The 18,112-nt window shown below is 39.3% G+C and carries 15 protein-coding genes; 14 read left to right on the top strand and 1 reads right to left on the bottom strand.

The features are described from left to right. Positions 1-93: 93 nt before the first annotated feature. From IPM52_12740 to IPM52_12695, 10 genes are all read left to right on the top strand, one after another. Positions 94-891, top strand: a complete 798-nt coding sequence (locus tag IPM52_12740; GenBank protein MBK9292476.1) for a cation transporter — start codon at positions 94-96, stop codon at positions 889-891. A gap of 424 nt (positions 892-1,315) precedes the next feature. After that, positions 1,316-1,990 (top strand): response regulator transcription factor, encoded by a 675-nt coding sequence (locus IPM52_12735; GenBank protein MBK9292475.1) that lies wholly within the window; start codon positions 1,316-1,318, stop codon positions 1,988-1,990. Next, the gene (locus tag IPM52_12730; protein ID MBK9292474.1) at positions 1,987-3,273 is read left to right on the top strand and encodes a HAMP domain-containing histidine kinase; all 1,287 of its coding nucleotides are present in this window, start codon (positions 1,987-1,989) and stop codon (positions 3,271-3,273) included. The genes IPM52_12735 and IPM52_12730 overlap by 4 nt, the downstream gene beginning before the upstream one ends. 56 nt (positions 3,274-3,329) lie before the next feature. Next, the gene (locus IPM52_12725) at positions 3,330-3,758 is read left to right on the top strand and encodes a PepSY-like domain-containing protein (GenBank protein MBK9292473.1); all 429 of its coding nucleotides are present in this window, start codon (positions 3,330-3,332) and stop codon (positions 3,756-3,758) included. Then, positions 3,758-6,181, top strand: a complete 2,424-nt coding sequence (locus IPM52_12720) for a TonB-dependent receptor (GenBank protein ID MBK9292472.1) — start codon at positions 3,758-3,760, stop codon at positions 6,179-6,181. The genes IPM52_12725 and IPM52_12720 overlap by 1 nt, the downstream gene beginning before the upstream one ends. Before the next feature lie 4 nt (positions 6,182-6,185). Continuing rightward, positions 6,186-6,602: an EamA family transporter gene (locus IPM52_12715; protein ID MBK9292471.1), complete on the top strand. Its 417-nt coding sequence runs from the start codon at positions 6,186-6,188 to the stop codon at positions 6,600-6,602. A gap of 496 nt (positions 6,603-7,098) precedes the next feature. Then, the gene (locus tag IPM52_12710; GenBank protein ID MBK9292470.1) at positions 7,099-8,832 is read left to right on the top strand and encodes a hypothetical protein; all 1,734 of its coding nucleotides are present in this window, start codon (positions 7,099-7,101) and stop codon (positions 8,830-8,832) included. A gap of 4 nt (positions 8,833-8,836) precedes the next feature. Further along, a complete protein-coding gene (locus IPM52_12705; GenBank protein MBK9292469.1) occupies positions 8,837-9,856 on the top strand; it encodes a virulence RhuM family protein in 1,020 nt (339 codons plus the stop codon). Positions 9,857-9,868: 12 nt separating this feature from the next. Then, complete coding sequence (locus IPM52_12700; GenBank protein MBK9292468.1) at positions 9,869-12,421, top strand: DEAD/DEAH box helicase family protein; 2,553 nt, start codon at positions 9,869-9,871, stop codon at positions 12,419-12,421. 302 nt (positions 12,422-12,723) lie between these two features. Then, positions 12,724-14,085, top strand: a complete 1,362-nt coding sequence (locus tag IPM52_12695) for an FAD-dependent oxidoreductase (GenBank protein MBK9292467.1) — start codon at positions 12,724-12,726, stop codon at positions 14,083-14,085. A gap of 385 nt (positions 14,086-14,470) precedes the next feature. On the opposite strand, the gene IPM52_12690 is transcribed toward IPM52_12695, so the two are convergent. Then, positions 14,471-14,836, bottom strand: coding sequence for a helix-turn-helix transcriptional regulator (locus tag IPM52_12690; GenBank protein ID MBK9292466.1), 366 nt, complete (start codon positions 14,834-14,836; stop codon positions 14,471-14,473). Between the two features lie 118 nt (positions 14,837-14,954). Here IPM52_12690 and IPM52_12685 point away from each other — a divergent pair, with 118 nt between their 5' ends. Genes IPM52_12685 through IPM52_12670 form a run of 4 tightly spaced genes read left to right on the top strand, consistent with a single transcriptional unit; the run spans position 14,955 to position 18,080 of the window. Then, complete coding sequence (locus IPM52_12685; GenBank protein ID MBK9292465.1) at positions 14,955-15,725, top strand: type 1 glutamine amidotransferase domain-containing protein; 771 nt, start codon at positions 14,955-14,957, stop codon at positions 15,723-15,725. Positions 15,726-15,739: 14 nt separating this feature from the next. Beyond that, entirely contained in the window at positions 15,740-16,534 is a 795-nt protein-coding gene (locus IPM52_12680; protein ID MBK9292464.1) for a DUF481 domain-containing protein, read from the top strand. Beyond that, a complete protein-coding gene (locus IPM52_12675; protein MBK9292463.1) occupies positions 16,531-17,466 on the top strand; it encodes a hydrogenase in 936 nt (311 codons plus the stop codon). Before IPM52_12680 ends, IPM52_12675 begins: the two co-directional genes overlap by 4 nt. Then, the gene (locus tag IPM52_12670; GenBank protein MBK9292462.1) at positions 17,466-18,080 is read left to right on the top strand and encodes a DUF1211 domain-containing protein; all 615 of its coding nucleotides are present in this window, start codon (positions 17,466-17,468) and stop codon (positions 18,078-18,080) included. Before IPM52_12675 ends, IPM52_12670 begins: the two co-directional genes overlap by 1 nt. The last annotated feature ends 32 nt before the right edge of the window (positions 18,081-18,112 follow it).

The raw sequence follows: 18,112 nt of genomic DNA, 5'->3' as shown, positions 1-18,112 counted from the left end.
GGTTGACAGTTTTTCGCTCTGAAACCCGCCCGAACGCAAAGCCCGAAAACGTTAGCAGTAATGGTAGGACGCACCAGCCGACAACAATAGACAATGAGGAAAACGACATTTAAAATATCAAAAATGGACTGCCCATCCGAAGAACAAATGATACGGATGAAACTTGCCGACTTGACAAACATCAACTCGTTAGAATTTGACATTGCAAACAGACAACTGACCGTTTTTCACACAGGCAATCACGACCAAATTTTTCAGCGACTTGATAACTTAAAACTTGACACTTCACTTATTGACAGCGTTTCGGCAGACAATTACACAGCAACGACAGACAACACTAACCGAGAAAGAAAATTGCTTTGGCAAGTTTTAGCTATCAACTTTTTCTTTTTTGCTCTTGAAGTGACAACAGGTTTTATTTCAAACTCAATGGGACTTGTGGCGGACAGCTTGGATATGCTTGCCGATAGCATAGTTTACGGACTTGCACTTTTTGCAGTTGGTGGGACAATGACACGAAAAAAGAACATCGCAAAATCAGCAGGTTATTTTCAGTTGACACTTGCCGTTTTCGGTTTCATTGAAGTAATCAGACGATTTGTAGGCAGTGAAACAATTCCTGCATTTCAGACAATGATAATTATTTCAATTCTTGCACTTATCGGCAACGGACTTTGTTTGTATTTACTGCAAAAAAGTAAAAGCAAAGACGCACATATGCAAGCAAGTATGATTTTTACATCCAATGACGTAATTGTAAATCTTGGAGTAATTATAGCAGGCGGACTTGTTTACTTGACAAACTCAAAATATCCTGACCTTATCGTTGGGACAATTGTATTTTTCATTGTTGGACAAGGAGCATTTAAAATTTTAAAACTATCAAAATGACGGACGAACAAAGAACCACTACTGCTAACAGCGGTTTGGCAAAAGGCGGGGTTTCGTGCTTCGTAGAAACATTTTTGCAAGGTTCAACATTTGTGCTTCGAATGAACATTTGCGCTAAAAATCCCGCCCTTCGCCAAGCCGCAAACCGTTATCGGCAACCCTAACCGACCACCGTGCAGACATCAACCGACCGACCAAAACCCGACAACACACCGACCGACATTTCCGACACGACAACCGACACTTTTGTATTTTTATTTTTCCCAACGCACAAAAAAAATGAAGTTTTAAGCCAACGCACATTGGCACATTTGCAAACCGCACCAAGCCCACCCACCACCCAAAGTTTGCAAAAGAGCCAATCCCAACGCAACTTTTACGGACATTCTAAATTTCTTCAAAATTCAAATTGTAAATTTGGCGAATGAAAATCTTGATTGTAGAAGATGAAAAAGAACTTGCACAGGACATTGTAAAATACTTGTCGGGACAAAACTATGTGTGTGAAGTTGCTGAAAACTACAATCAAGCAACTGATAAAATTGCTGTTTATCAATACGACTGTATTTTATTGGATTTAATGCTTCCTGACGGAAACGGACTTGCTTTGTTAGAACAGTTAAAACGAGAAAACAAGCAAGACGGAGTAATTATTATTTCCGCAAAAAATTCTATTGAGGACAAAGTAAAAGGTTTACAAATTGGTGCGGACGATTATTTGGCAAAGCCTTTTCATCATTCGGAACTTTCGGCAAGAATACATTCTCTTATTCGCAGGAAACAATTCAACAGTTCAAACATTGTTCAACAAAACGAAATAACGATTGACTTGTTAGGCAAGACCGTAAAAGTGAATGACATTGAAATTTCATTGACAAAAAAGGAAATTGATTTATTGCTTTTTTTCATCGGAAACAAAAATCGTGTTATTTCAAAAAGTGCATTGGCAGAGCATTTGTCGGGCGACATTGCCGATATGTTTGACAATCACGATTTCGTTTATGCTCACGTTAAAAACCTGAAAAAGAAATTGACAGAAGCGGGTTACAACAACTACATAAAAACAATTTACGGAACAGGTTACAAATGGGAAATATGAGCAAGCTGTTACACAAACCATTCAAAGCATTTACGATTTATGCCTTAATTATTTTAGCGTGTAGCATACCTGTTTATTATTTGGTAGTAGATTTTATTTGGCTTGATGAATTGGACGAACACAACCAAATTGTTAAGGAACGAATTGAAAACAGTTTTAATAATACTCAAATAGAAGAAAGCGAATTGAATAGTTTGATTAAAAATTGGGACAAGTTACAACCCAGCACCATACTAACACCAATCGATTTATCCGTTCCAAAGCCTGACAGCACCTATACTATTACAAAACAAAACAGATATGTTGAACATAACGAGATTGACCGTTTTAGGGTGCTTTCATCTTACATCAACATTAACGGAAAACTATATCATTTACAAATTGAAACCAATGTAGAAGAAACAGACGAAACAATGTTTGCGATTGCGGTTGTAACACTTTTATTTTTTGCATTGTTGGTTATCGGTTTTATACTTCTAAACAGACAGATAGCCAAACAAATTTGGCGACCTTTCCGCAACACACTTGAAAAATTAAAATCGTTTGATTTGACTACACAGCAAACCGTTTCATTTGACAAGACAGATATTGAAGAATTTGCGGAACTCAATCAGTCGTTGCAAAAATTGATTGATAAAAACATTTCTGTTTACAGCCAACAAAAAACATTTATTGAAAATGCTTCTCACGAATTACAAACACCTTTGGCAGTTCTAAAATCAAAGTTGAATTTGTTGTTGCAAAACAAAAACATTACAAGCGAACAAGCGGAATTATTGACTGCGATTGATTTACCGCTTTCCCGAATGACAAGAATAAATAAAAACTTGTTGCTGTTGGCAAAAATTGAAAACAACCAATTTGCAGAAATTGAGACCATTGAATTGACCGAAATAATAAACGAAACGCTTGAATTGTTGATTGATTACACCACAACAAAACAAATTACCATTGATAAAAACCTTTCCGAAAAACTAACCCTTACTTGCAACAAAACTTTGCTTGAAATTCTTGTCAATAATTTGCTTATCAATGCTATTATTCACAACACCGAACAAGGAAAAATACAAATCAGTTTTTCGGACAAAACACTAACCGTTTCCAACACAGGAAAAACACCATTGAACAACGAAAAACTATTTGAACGCTTTGCTGTTTCATCTTCACAAACCACCAACAGCGGTTTAGGTTTAGCAATCGTAAAAGAAATTTGCAACCGCTATCAATGGAAAATAAATTACGCTTTTGAAAACAATTTTCATTCGTTTGCTGTAAAATTCTAATTTTCTTCTAATTCGGTTTTCACCTTTGCCCTTGTAAATTTTAAAATACAAAAGCAATGAAGAAATCAGCAATCTTGTTAGGTGCAATGTTCGCAGTATCATTCGCCAACGCACAAAAAGTTTCGGACAAAGAAGTTCCGACAGTTGTAAAAAACACTTTGCAAAAAAGTTATCCTAACGCAAAAGAAATTAAGTGGGAAAAAGAAAAAGCCAACTACGAAGCGGAATTTGAAGTTAATGAAACGGATTATTCACTTTTGATTGACGTTTCGGGAAACATTCTTGAAACAGAAGTGGAAATCAAAATTGATGAACTTCCTGCAAAAGCGAAAGAGTATGTTTCTAAAAACTATGCAGGGCAAAAAATCAAAGAAACTGCAAAAATTACCGACAGCAAAGGCGTTGTTACTTACGAAGCAGAAATCAAAGGCAAAGACCTGATTTTTGACAGCAACGGAAATTTCATTAAAGAAGTAAAAGAGTAATGACTAATAATTTTTTAAGAGCAACGCTTTTAATCAAAGCGTTGCTCTTACTTTCAATCAGCGTTTCTTTTGCTCAAACATCATCGGTTACACTTTCGGGCATTGTAAAAGACAAGAAAGACAAATCGGCTTTGCCGTTTGTAAATATTGTTTTGAAAACAGAAAAAGACAGTGCATTTGTAACAGGAACGGTTACAGATGATGAGGGAAGATTTACGCTTGCGGGCATTAAACCCAACAATTATTTTTTGGAAATTTCTTACATCGGTTACGTTACAAAAAAGCAAACACTTTTTGTTGGTAATCTTTCAGAATTTCTGAATGTGGCAACTATTGAATTGGAAGAGGAAACACAAACACTGAACGAAGTTGTGGTTACTGCAAAAGTTGATAATGTAAGTGGAAAAATGGATAAAAAAACGTATTCCGTTGAAGACAATATTAGTCAAGGCGGAGGCTCTGTTTTGCAAACAATGCAAAACCTGCCCGGTGTTACGGTGCAGGATAATAAAGTGCAACTTCGTGGCAACGATAAAGTAACTATACTGATTGACGGCAAACAAACGGCAATGACAGGTTTCGGCAATCAAACAGGTTTAGACAACATTCCTGCATCTTCTATTGAACGCATTGAAATCATAAATAATCCGTCCTCAAAATACGATGCTAACGGCAACGCAGGAATTATCAATATCATAATGAAGAAAAACAAACAAGAGGGATTTAACGGAAAGGTTAGTTTTACAACAGGTTTAGGGGCTTTGTGGGTGCGTAAAGAAAATTTGCCTACGATAAGACCGCAATACACTTTTACGCCAAAAGTCAATCCGTCCATTTCTTTCAATTACAGAAAAGGAAAAGTAAATGCGTTTTTTCAAGCCGATAATTTATACAAACACACACTTGACAAAAACGAATTTGTAACCCGAACTTACGATGACGGAACTATTATCAGACAACAATTAAAGCGAAACCGCAACACCAATTATTTCACTTCAAAAGCGGGAATTGATTGGTATATTAATGAAAAAAATACATTAACCGTTTCGGGTTTATTCGGAAGCGAAAAAATAATTGACAGAGGCGACCAACCTTTTTTCAATTCGGATTTATCAACCCGACTTCGTTTGTGGCAGTTTTTGGAAGACGAATTGAAAACAACGGCAATGGCTTCGGCAATGTATCAGCACAAATTCAAGCAAGCAGGACATTTGTTGAATGTTGGTTTCAATTATACATTTCACAGAGAAGATGAAAAATATTTTTACGATAATTATTTGCCGACTTCAACAGGAACGGACGCTTTTAAATTGTTGTCAGACGAACAGGTTTATGATTTCAATGTTGATTACATCAAACCTTTGAAATACGGGCGAATTGAAACAGGCGTGAAATTCCGATACAGAAACATTCCAACGAATATGGATTTTCAAGCAGGTGCAAATTCGGTGTTAGACACCAATGCAGGCGGCTGGGCAACTTACAACGAAGTTATTCCTGCATTATACGGAAACTACGTTTTTGAAAATGAAAAGTGGGAAGCCGAATTAGGTTTGCGAGTAGAATATGTAAAAATAGATTACAAAGTAAATCCAAATCACAACACTTACACAAGTGACGGATATGATTACATACAACCGTTTCCAAATTTTCGTTTGGCTTACAAAATCAATGACAGAAATAAATTGTCATTGTTTTACAACCGCAGAGTGGACAGACCAAACGAAGTGGACATTCGCATTTTCCCGAAATACGATGATGCAGAAATTATTAAAGTCGGCAACCCTGCATTGCGACCACAGTTTACAAACTCATTTGAATTAGGTTACAAAACAAGTTGGAAAAGCGGTTATTTTTATTCGGCAGCCTATTATCGTTTTGCAAATGCAACAATCACACGAATTTCAACCATTGTGCCTAATAGCAATTTGATTTACGCCATATTTCAAAATGCAGGTAAAAGCCACAATACAGGTTTGGAAATTGTGTTGAATCAAGACATAGCAAAATGGTATTCGTTCAACATCAACGCAAATGCTTATTACAATCAAATTGATGCTTTCACGGTTGAAAATTTGTATCCTGTTCCGCATACTTTTTCGGCAAACAAGCAAACCATTTTTTCGGGCAACGTAAAACTGAACAACAATTTTCATCTGCCGAAAAACTTTGAATTGCAAGTAACGGCAGTTTATTTAGCACCCGACATTATTCCGCAAGGAAAAATCGGACAGCGTTTTTCGTTGGATTTAGGACTTAAAAAATCTATACAAAAAGGAAAAGGCGAATTGTTTTTAAACGCCAACGACCTGTTAAATACAATGGTTATCAAAAAAGAAATTCAAGGCAACGGATTTTCTTATACAAGTGCCGACTATTACGAAACACAAGTAATCCGTTTGGGTTACAGCTATAAATTTTAAAACTATGTGGTGGATTTACGCAATACTATCAGCTTTGTTTGCTTCGCTTACAGCGATATTCGGGAAATTAGGCGTGGCAAATATCAATTCAAACCTTGCAACAGGCATAAGAACAGTTGTAATTTTGGTAATGATTTGGACAATTATTTTGACGAGAGGCGAAGCGAAAGGAATTAACACGTTGTCAAAACAAAACATCATTTTTCTTGTTATTTCGGGCATTGCGACAGGTTTGTCGTGGTTGTTTTATTTCAAAGCATTGCAGTTAGGAAACGTATCACAAGTTGCACCCATTGACAAACTAAGCGTAGCTTTGACAATCATTTTGGCAATGATTTTTTTAGGCGAAACATTGACATTGAAAACCGCCATTGGTGCAGGTTTGATTATTGCAGGAACTTTGGTAATGATTGTAAAATAACCATCACACAGGCAAGCACATTTGCAAGTCGCACAAAGCCGACACTCAAACCCAAACTTGCAAAAGAGCTTGCCCTTTCCCGACTGATTAAAACTTCATTTTTTTTCTTCCCCTCTTTTTGAAAAAATAAAAATACACCGACCGCACAACCGACACGACAACTCACGGCAGACACCCGACCACGACAGACAGAAGGGCAGCCGATAACAAGGGTTTGGCGAAATGCGGGGTGAAGTGCTTCGTATGAACATTTGTGCTAAATTTGAACTTTGGTGCTTCGATTGAAGTGTAGTGCTAAAAATCCCGCACTTCGCCAAGCCCCAAAACGTTGTGCGTCAGTGTAATAAGACAGCCGACCCGCAAATGGCACATTTGGTTTTTGCCGACACACAGCCCAACGCTCAAAAAAACAAAAGAGCCATTTTTTGCCAACGCTCGGACAAACCAACCGACAAAAAAAGTAAATTTGACGATTGAATAATTTGAAAGAAGATAAATGAAATTATACGAAACATTGGAGAGGCAACTCAAAAAAGAACCCAACTTCGTGACGGACAACGGAGAACTGAAAAAATGGGTAGTCATTGACCGAGCAAGAAACTTTGATGAAGAACTGATAGAACTACTTTTACAAAACGAGGTTCTGAAAGAAAAGTTTTTTGTTAAAGTAAAAGATGTCTTAGTCTTTAAACAAGAATTGTTTATCAGCTTTTTAGAACAGAAAAACTACCTGAACGACAGCTATACGAAATACAAAAACAAAGTTGGATTAACCATTGACGGCAAATACCTGAAACAACGCAACGAAGTGGCTTTGGTGTGGCCATTTAAGGACTGCATATTGGAAGGCGGACAAAGCCGTGAAGAAGACACACGAGAAGAAATATTCTTCAATGAAATTTTAGCACAAGACGAAATTACCCAACTCTTAGAGCCAAAAGTTTTGACCAATGCAAAACGCATTGACAAAAACGGAGAACACCCTTTTTACGGATTTGAACGGGATGCCGAAATAAACAAGAAAAGAGGATTACCCGAAGACACCATAACCGACAACCTGATTATAAAAGGTAACAACCTTTTAGCTTTGCATTCTTTGAAAAAAGAATTTGCAGGAAGAGTAAAGCTGATTTACATAGACCCGCCTTATAATACAGGTGGTGATTCATTTAACTATAACGATAAATTTAATCATTCAACTTGGTTAACTTTTATGAAAAATCGGTTACAAGTTGCAAAGGATTTATTATCAGAAAATGGTAGTATATTAGTTCAAGCTGACTGGAATGAAATACACTACTTGAAGGTATTGTTAGATTCAATTTTTGAAAGACAAAATTTTAGGAATGAAATAATTTGGGCTTATCACGGACCTGGTTCGCCTAAAATGAAACAATATAACAGAAAGCACGATAATATTTTATGGTACTCTAAATCCGATACAAATTGGATTTTTAATGGTGACGATGTTAGAATGACTTCTGAAGTTCACGTTGGTGGTTTTAATAATGAAATGAGTGCTGATGTGAGTAGCGATTATACCGAAAAAGGGAAAATACCGGAAGACTGGTGGGAAACGGGCAGAGATAAAGAAGAATTTGTTGAGGAAATGTCAAATTTATTTGACGAGTATCAAAAAATAAAAAATAAAGATTGGTGGAAAATGGCTGTTGCAGCTAGAATTAGAGTTGACGGAAAAAAAAGAACAGGATATTTGACTGAAAAGCCATACAAATTGATTGAGCGAATTATAAAAGCACACTCTAATAAAAATGATGTTATTTTAGATTTTTTTGCAGGTAGTGGTACAACAGGTTTTGTTTCAAATTATCTAGAAAGACAATTTATTTTAATTGAGCAACTTGAAAATACTCATTCAATAATAAAAGACAGGTTTAATCAAATAGATTATAGTTACTTTGAACTCAAGGAATATAACAATACTTTTATAAATCTAATACAAGAAGCAAAAAACACCGAAACACTTCTGCAAATTTGGGAACAGATGAAAGCCAAAAGTTTCTTGAATTACAATGTGGACATAAAGAAGCAAGAAGAGCATATAGAAGAATTTAAAGCCCTGAGCCTTGCCCAACAGAAACAACACCTTTGTGAAATATTAGACAAAAACCAACTGTATGTCAATCTTTCTTCGCTTAATGATGCCGACTTTGCCTGCACCGAAGAAGAAAAGAAAGTAACCCAAGATTTTTACCAAATTAAGAAGTAAGCAAATGCTTCCTAAAAAATCAAATAGTGAAATATTGCTTTATCTATCAGAAGATGGGCAATTGAAGATTCAGGTACGTTTGGAGAATGAAACCGTGTGGCTAACCCAAGCCGATATGGTGGAGTTGTTTCAGTCTTCAAAATCCAATATCAGCGAGCATATCAAGCATATTTTTGAGGAAGGAGAATTACAACCCGATTCATCTGTTCGGAAATTCCGAACAGTTCGATTGGAAGGAAATCGTCAGGTAGAACGTGAAATAGAACACTACAATTTAGATGTAATCATTTCCGTGGGCTACCGGGTAAAATCACTACGCGGTACGCAGTTTCGTATTTGGGCAACCGAACGCCTTCGGGAATACCTCATCAAAGGCTTTACGATGAACGATGACCTGCTCAAACAAGGCGGTGGCTATTTTGAAGAATTGCTCGACCGTATTAGGGACATTCGGTCATCTGAAAAACTTTTTTACCGAAAAGTACTTGAGATTTATGCTACAAGCATTGATTATGATGCTCGTGCAAGCATTACACAACAATTTTTCCAAACAGTGCAAAACAAACTTCATTGGGCAGCACACGGTCATACAGCAGCCGAAATTATTTTTCAAAGAGCCAATGCAGCATTGCCTTTTATGGGCTTGACAACGTTCAAAGGCAAAAAACCTACTAAACAAGAAATAGGAGTAGCCAAAAACTATCTTTCAGAAGAAGAATTAGCAGTTTTAAATAGATTAGTTTCCGCTTATTTAGACATAGCAGAAATCAATGCTATGCAGCGAAAACCAATGTATATGAAAGATTGGATTGAAGTTTTAGATGGATTTATTCAAATGAGCCGACAAGATGTATTGACCAATGCAGGCAAAATTTCGGCAGAGTTGGCTCAACGCAAAGCATTAGCAGAATACGAAACGTATAAGAGTAAATCTGAAAATGAGTTATCGGAAGTCGAAAAGCAATTTATTGCCAGCATAGAGCAGGCTAATAAGAAACTCAAAGCCTTAAAACCAAAAAAATAAAAAGAAAGAATAATGGCATTTTTATACGAAATATTCAATAATTCTTATGTCAAAAAAAGTTTGACACGAATTGCTATGCCCGGTTGGATAAGCGATAACTTAAAGTTTGCACAACGCCCTTATCAGATTGAAGCATTTAAGCGATACATTTTTTTAGATGAAGAAGATTTAGAAGAAAAACCCAAAAGACCTTACCACTTGCTTTACAATATGGCAACAGGAAGCGGAAAGACGTTGATAATGGCAGGTTTGATGTTGCACCTTTACCAAAAAGGCTATCGCAACTTTTTGTTTTTTGTAAACAGCAACAATATCATTCAGAAAACCAAAGACAATTTTCTGAATCCACAGGCTTCAAAATACTTGTTCAACAACAAAATTGTGATTGAAGGAAAAGAAGTTTTGATTAAAGAAGTAGAAAATTTTGAAGAATCAGATAATCAAAATATTAACATAAAATTTACCACCATTCAACAGCTTCATATTGACCTGAACAACACCAAAGAAAACAGCGTAACCTACGAAGATTTTAAAGACAAAAAATTGGTTTTGATTGCTGACGAAGCTCACCACTTGGTGGCAGGAACAAAATCGGGCAATATGTTCGGTAGTTGGGAAGACACCGTAAAGAAAATTCACGATTCCAATTTTGAAAATATCTTGTTGGAGTTTACGGCTACCATAGACACCGAAACAGCAGAATTGGTAAAACATTATCAAGACAAGGTAATTTTCAAATACGACCTTGCCGAGTTTCGTAAAGACAAGTATTCCAAAGAAATCAACCTAATTCGTTCATTGTATGACGAGCAAGAAAGAATCATTCAGGCTTTGATTTTGAATTTATATCGTCAGGAATTGGCAACTTCAAACAATATCAATTTGAAGCCTGTAATTCTGTTTAAAGCCAAAAAGACAATCAAAGAATCAGAACAGAACAAAGAGAACTTTCACAAACTGATTGATGATTTTTCGGTGGCAATGGTAGAGAAAATTCAAAAGACTTCTACCGTTCCAATCGTTCAAAAGGCTTTCCGATTTTTTGAAGCCAAAGGCATTTCAGCAAACGAAATAGTAAAACGCATTCAAGCCAATTTCAGAGTTGAAAATTGCCTAAGTGCCAACAATGACACAGAAGCCGAGCAAAACCAAATATTGCTCAACACCTTGGAAGATGAAAACAATCCAATCCGTGCGGTTTTTGCCGTTCAAAAGCTGAATGAAGGTTGGGACGTTTTGAATTTGTTTGACATTGTTCGTCTTTACGAAGACCGAGACGGCAAAGACGGAAAGCCAGGAAAAACCACACTTTCAGAAGCCCAGTTAATTGGTCGTGGTGCAAGATATTATCCGTTTGCTTTAGAAGAAGGGCAAGACAAGTTTACCCGAAAATTTGATGATGATATTTCCAATGATTTAAAGACGTTGGAAGAATTGTATTATCACACCAAAGAAGATAGCAGATACATTTCAGAATTGAAAAAAGCTCTTGTTGATTCGGGTATTTATGAAGATGATGCTAATTTGGTTCAACTCAATTTGTTTTTAAAACCTGAATTTAAGAAAACAGATTTTTACAGAGATGGACACGTTTTCTTCAATAAGAAAATTCCAAAGAGTTTTGATAACATAAAATCGTTTGCTGATTTAGGAGTAAAGAAAACAAACTACCGACACACTTTATCTTCGGGAGTTGGCAGAATGTCAAGTGCATTTTTTGAAATGGAGCCGACACAATCCAATGATGTAGTAATTAAAACCAAAGATGTTAAACTGACTGAAATTCCGAAAAACACAATCCGTTTTGCATTAAGCCAAAACCCGTTTTTCTACTTCGACAGTTTATCACATTACTTTCCGAGTGTTGGTTCACTTTCAAATTTCATTGACAGCACAGACTTCTTAGCAGGTTTAGAAATCACCTTTATCGGAACAACCGACCGACTAAAAGAAATTAGTCATTTCGACTATTTGCAAGCCTTAAACGGACTACTGCAAAACATTGAAGCAGACATAAAAAGTAACTCGACAGAATATGAAGGCTCAGACTATATCAAAGAACCCATTCATAAAGTTTTCAAAGACAAAGAAATCAAGGTTTACAAAGACAGTGAAAGAGCAGACGGACAAGAAACTTTAGTAGCCAACGAACCTTGGTATGTTTACAACGCCAACTACGGAACAAGTGAAGAAAAGAAATTTGTAGAATTGTTTTCAAGACGATTTGAAGGCATAAATCAAAAGTTTGAGAACATTTACCTAATCCGTAACGAAAGAGAAATTAAAATCTTCGACAAACTCGGACGAGCATTTGAGCCGGACTTTTTATTGTTCTGCAAACAACGTGACGGAGAACAAATGACTTTTCAGGTTTTCATAGAACCTAAAGGAGAGCATTTAAAAGGACACGACAAATGGAAAGAAGACTTTTTGAAAGAAATAAGAACTGAACAAAAGACAATTAAAATTCACACGGATACCTATTTGATAACAGCCGTTCCTTTCTACTATTACAACAACGAAAATGAATTTAAGACGACATTAGAAAACACATTAAACGAATAGAAATGCCAACGCTCAACAGCCACACACATTGCCAAGTCGCACAAGCCCACACTCAAGCCAAAACTTGGCAAAGAGTGTGTCTGTCCCAACCCACAACCGACAGATAATCAGGACGAAAGAAGAACACCGAACGCACAACAGCGGTTTGGCGTAATGGCGGGTTCAGTGCTTTGTATGACAGTTTTGTGGTAGGTTCAAGAGCAGTTCTACGATTGAACTTTTGTGCTAAAAATCCGCCACTGCGCCAAGCGCCAAACAGTTACATGCCATTTTAAAGAAACAACCAAAAAACAAAAAGAAATATGCAAAGAAGAAAATTTATAAAAGACACACTAACAGGACTTCCTTTAATTCTACTGACACCGACTTTATTGGCTTCTTGCGGTAAAGACGATGACGACATTAAGCCCAACGGAAAAACAGTAATTGTAATCGGTGCAGGTATATCAGGTCTTGCAGCAGCTAAAAAATTAAAGCAGAGAGGCTTTACAGTTATCGTTTTAGAAGCACAAGAAAAAGTGGGCGGACGACTCCGAACCGACAGAAGTCTTGGGGTTGCTTTTGATGAAGGAGCCAGTTGGATACACGGACCAAACGGAAACCCTATAACCAATCTGGCATCTCAATCAGGAGCAAACACCTTTTTGACTGATGATGACAATGTTTCAGTGTTTGATGTTAATGGTTCAGCTTATTCTGACAGCACTCTGACGAGTTCTGAAAACCAATTCAACAACGCTTTGAATGCTGTTAGAAATGCAGGAAATCAAAATCAAAGTTTTGAGACTGTATTTAATTCTTTATACCCAACGCAAGCTAATAATAGACTTTGGAAATATATGCTTTCGGCATTTTTAGAATTCAATACAGGTGGCGACATTTCAAAACTTTCCTCAAAATATTTCTACGATGACGAAGAATTCGGTGGCAGTGATGTAATCATCACCAACGGCTACGACAAGGTAACAGATTTTTTGGCTCAGGGACTTGATATAAGACTAAACACAAGAGTTACTGCAATAGACCACGGAAGCCAAAAAGTAAAGGTTACAACAAATGGCGACACAATTGAAGGTGATTACGTAATTGTATCTGTGCCGTTAGGGGTGTTAAAAAACAATGCAATCACTTTTAATCCAGCTTTACCGACCGACAAAGCGACAGCAATTACCAAAACCAATATGGGAAATGTGAATAAATTCCTTTATGTTTGGAATACACCGTTTTGGGACATTTCTCTACAATATATTGGCTACACACCGGAAACAAAGGGAAAATTCAACTACTTTTTAAACGTAAAGAAATTTACCAGTGCCAATGCTTTAATGACTTTTGCTTTTGGTGACTATGCCACTGTAACCGAAAGTATGTCGGACAGTGACATCATAAATGAAGTAATGTTGCATCTGAAAGCTATATATGGCAACAACATACCAAATCCGACCAATATGTTGCGGACAAAATGGGGACAAAATATCAATTCGTATGGTGCATATTCTTATGCAACGAATGGCACAACCACTGCCGACTTTGACACACTTGCAAAAACGATAAACAAAAAATTATTTTTTGCAGGAGAACACACAAGTAGAGATTACAGAGGAACTGTTCACGGAGCATATCTTAGCGGAATTAGAGAAGCCGACAAAATCATTGACCTATGAGAGTGGAAAGAAAAACGGCATATATCAGGCATTTGGCTCAATGGCAGGTAATAGTGGTTAATCGAACACCTGCCTGCCGGCTGGCAGGTTCTGCCTCGCATCAATCCGCCTGAGGCGGAAGCTCCGAAATCCGCCACTGCGCCAGGCGGCAAAACGTTAAAATCCACCAGATACAAAACTTCAACTACAACCATGGCACAACCATCCTGCTCCATGGGTTGGACTTGCTAAACATAGTTAAGCTCGCCCAATCATCGAGTGTCCTTCCGGAACGACCGACTAATCAGGTGCGCATACTTGTTCCGGCGCAAAACCCGTATTAGTGGGCAATACGCCTAAGGCTGGTTGATTTGTTACTCTTTACACCTTTAAAAAGAATCGAGGATTATGCGGGCTTTTTATCATCGGGATGCTCCACACCAAACTCCTGCATCAGTTGCAGCCCGTAATTCCTGATAAATTCGATGACCGCGATGGCATCCTGGCCCCGTTTTGTCAGCGAATATTCAACTTTGGGCGGAACAACAGGATAAACCTCTCTGTGCACAAAACCCTCCTCCTCCAACTCCCTGAGCTGGGTGGTAAGCATCTTGTGTGTAATCCTCGGAAGGTCCTTTTTTAGCTCGCTGTAGCGCATCACGCGGTTGCGCAAGCGCCACAAAATCGGCATTTTCCAGGTACCTCCAATCCGGTCCATGGCAAACTCTACCGGATTGTAGTACAATTTGTTGTTGTAAATAAAATCTGGCATTGGTTATCTTTTTGACTTTCAATTACTATCTTCTTTGATAGTATCTTTATAAATGTATAGTATATGCGCTGCAAAGATATATCATATCATCTTTGCCATACCAACAAAAATAAATCATATGACAGCAATTCAGGAAAAAAGTGCTTACGTACATCCACACGGTGCTCCGTCGAGGGGCAAGATTCTTATGGTAGCCAGCTCACCTTCGGTGTCGGCTCAGACAGGCTGGCCCATCGGCTTTTGGGCTGCCGAACTCACCCATCCGCTTTATGTATTCCAGGAAGCCGGTTATGAGGTTGAACTGGTCTCGACCCAGGGCGGCAAGCTCGAGATGGACGGTTATTCCAATCCTACCGACCCCAGCGGTTATTCGGCACACGACATCATTACCTTAGGTTATATGCAAAAGGCTAAGTTTAACCAGATGCTGGAAAACACCAAAAAACTCACGGAGGTGAACCCTGCCGGTTACGATGCCATCTTTCTGGTTGGCGGACAAGGCCCCATGTACACATTCCGTGGAAACAAGGAACTCGAAAAACTCTTTGTGAGCTTCTACGAAGCCGGCAAACCAGCAGCTGCCGTGTGCCACTCCACTACTTTGCTGCTCGAAGCCCGCACTTCGGATGGTCAACTGCTGGTTAAAGGCAAAACCTGGACAGGATTTGCCGATGCCGAAGAGGAATATGCCGACCAGGCTGTAGGCATGAAGATTCAGCCTTACCGCATTGAGACAGAGGCACGCAAAATTGAGGGAACCCATTTCAAGGTAGCCGCTCCCTTTGCTTCGTTCGCAATAAAAGATGGCAATCTGATCACGGGCCAGCAACAAAATTCGGGTGCTGCTGCAGCCCGTATGGTAGTTGAGATGCTCGAAGAAAAAGCCTGACACAGTTCACCGGAATGGAAAAGGCAAAGACATTCGGATGCGTGATCCTTCTCGCATTTGCTTTGCTCTCCCCAAACCTCAGGGCGCAGCTCAACGAGAGCGACACCCTGAGGTTTCAGCTCCGGTGGGGAGCCGGTGGCAGCCATCAAACAGGTAATGTGGAGTTTTTCACCCTGCGGAGCCGTGCCGAGCTGGTTTTTGCCATTAGCCCTGAGCTCAGGATAAAATCGCAGAACAACTCCCTTTATCAGGCTTTTGGGAGCCGCAGGGCCGATAACGATCTGAGCAGCCGCAATTTCCTGTACTTCAGACCCGAAGCAAAGGTTTATCCATTTGCCATGGTGTTTGTCCAGCGCAATTTCCGCCGAAAGATAGACCAACGCTTGTTTGCCGGGGCAGGCTTCACCTGGCAGGCCATACGCAATCCGAAAGGGTATCTGAAGTTTTCGGCCAGCCTGGTAGGCGAAGAAACCCTTTTTGCAGATACGCGCTTCTCCGATTCGCGCTACGACGGAAGCAGAAAGATCAGTGTCTGGCGTCCCACCCTGTACGCCACGACCAGCACCGCCAATGCTGACCAAAAATTCAGGCTGCATGGAACTGCTTACTGGCAACCTGGCCTGGACAAAGTTCCAAACAATCGCATTTCGCTGGAGCTTGGTGCTGATGTATCGGTTTGGAAAGGACTAATGTGCAACCTGTTATATGTATATGGTTTTGAGCAGGTTGTGCCTGTCGCTGTCAGGCAGCGCGACGGGTTGCTCACCTTTGGTTTCAGTTACCAGATAAAATCCACGACAAGACCATGATTATCAAGAAAAACTTCAATCCGGTAAAGGTGTTGCAATATGTGCGCGCCGAACTTTTGTTTTCGGTGGCCATTGCCACACTTGTTTATATCATGCACAACCAGGGCATCAGTGCCATTGCGCTGCCTTTTAGTGTTTCGGCTATTCTTGGCAGTGCCCTGGCCATTTTTATTGCATTTCGCAACAACAGTGCGTATGGTCGCTGGTGGGAGGCCCGCAGTCTGTGGAGTGGCATCCTGAATTCGAGTCGGGTGCTGGCGCGCTTGGTCATCACTTTCACCGACAGCCATGCCCATCAGCAAAATTATGACCGGGAGCGAAGCGAAAAGTTTAAAAAAGCGATGATTTACAGAATTATCGCATGGGCACATGCCTTGCGCCTTCATCTGCGCCGCCAGGAAGACTGGAACACCATTAAACCCCTGTTGTCTGAGGAGGAATACAACGACATGCTCCAGTCGCACAACAAACCTAACTTTCTTCATCTGGCGATGGGCCGCGACATTTACAAGGCGATGGCCAATGGTACACTTGGAGGCTTCGACAGTTTTCAGATGGAAGGGCAATTGCTGGCATTGGCCAATTTTCAGGCCGGTAGCGAGCGCATCAAAAACACTCCTTTGCTCAGACAATACGACTATTTCACGAGGCTTTTCCTTTATGTGTTCATGTTTTTGCTGCCGTTTTCGCTCGTGAGGGACTTTACCACGATGGGCACGCCCTGGCTGATGATTCCGGTGAGTGTGGTCATCTGCTTTGTGTTTGCAATCATTGGCAAGGTGGGCGAGGTGAACGAAAATCCGTTCGAAAACAAAATCACCGATGTGCCGCTCACTTACATCTGCAACAACATCGAGCGCGACCTTCGCGAAATGCTTGGCGAACAAGACCTTCCTCCGAAGGTAGTCCCCGATAAAGGTTTTCTCTTCTAATGAAACCAGAAACAAAAATACCCGTCACACGCATCGAGGCATTCAGCGATGGCGTGATTGCCATCATCATCACGGTGATGGTTTTCGATTTAAAGCTGCCTGAAATTGCAGGAAGCCAACAGTTGATCCGGGAATTTACCGGCCTGTTGCCAAAATTGTTTTCCTACCTGCTCAGCTTTGTGTTTCTGTCGATTATGTGGATGAATCACCATCAGCTGTTTCATCATATTTCGCACAGCACCCGCACCCTCATCTGGTACAATATGTTCCTCCTTTTCGGGATGAGTCTTGTACCTTTCGGCACCAGTTTCGTGGGTACCAATCCCGGCATGTGGCAGGCCTACACACTTTACGGACTTATTTTTTCGATGTGCGTGCTGGCTTTTATTCTTCTACGCAAATATTTGATTAACAACGATCTGACAAAACATCCTCACAGCCGGATTCTTCATCTAAAGATAAACAGAAAGAATTATCTGGCCCTGAGTTTGTATCTAACTGCTTCAGCAGTAGCGTTTTTGTCCATCTATGCATCCCTGGTATTATTGCTTCTGGTGCCTGCAATGTATGTACTCAACAACGGCGGGGATAATTCAAAAAATGTTGCTCACTAAATGTATGATTTATTGAAAAGAAATCTCAAGCA

This window comes from Bacteroidota bacterium (assembly GCA_016715945.1).
Classification (GTDB): Bacteria; Bacteroidota; Bacteroidia; order Bacteroidales; family F082; genus JALNZU01.
The sequence above is the reverse complement of the archived record's forward strand: the minus strand, read 5'-3'. Positions and strand labels throughout refer to the sequence as shown.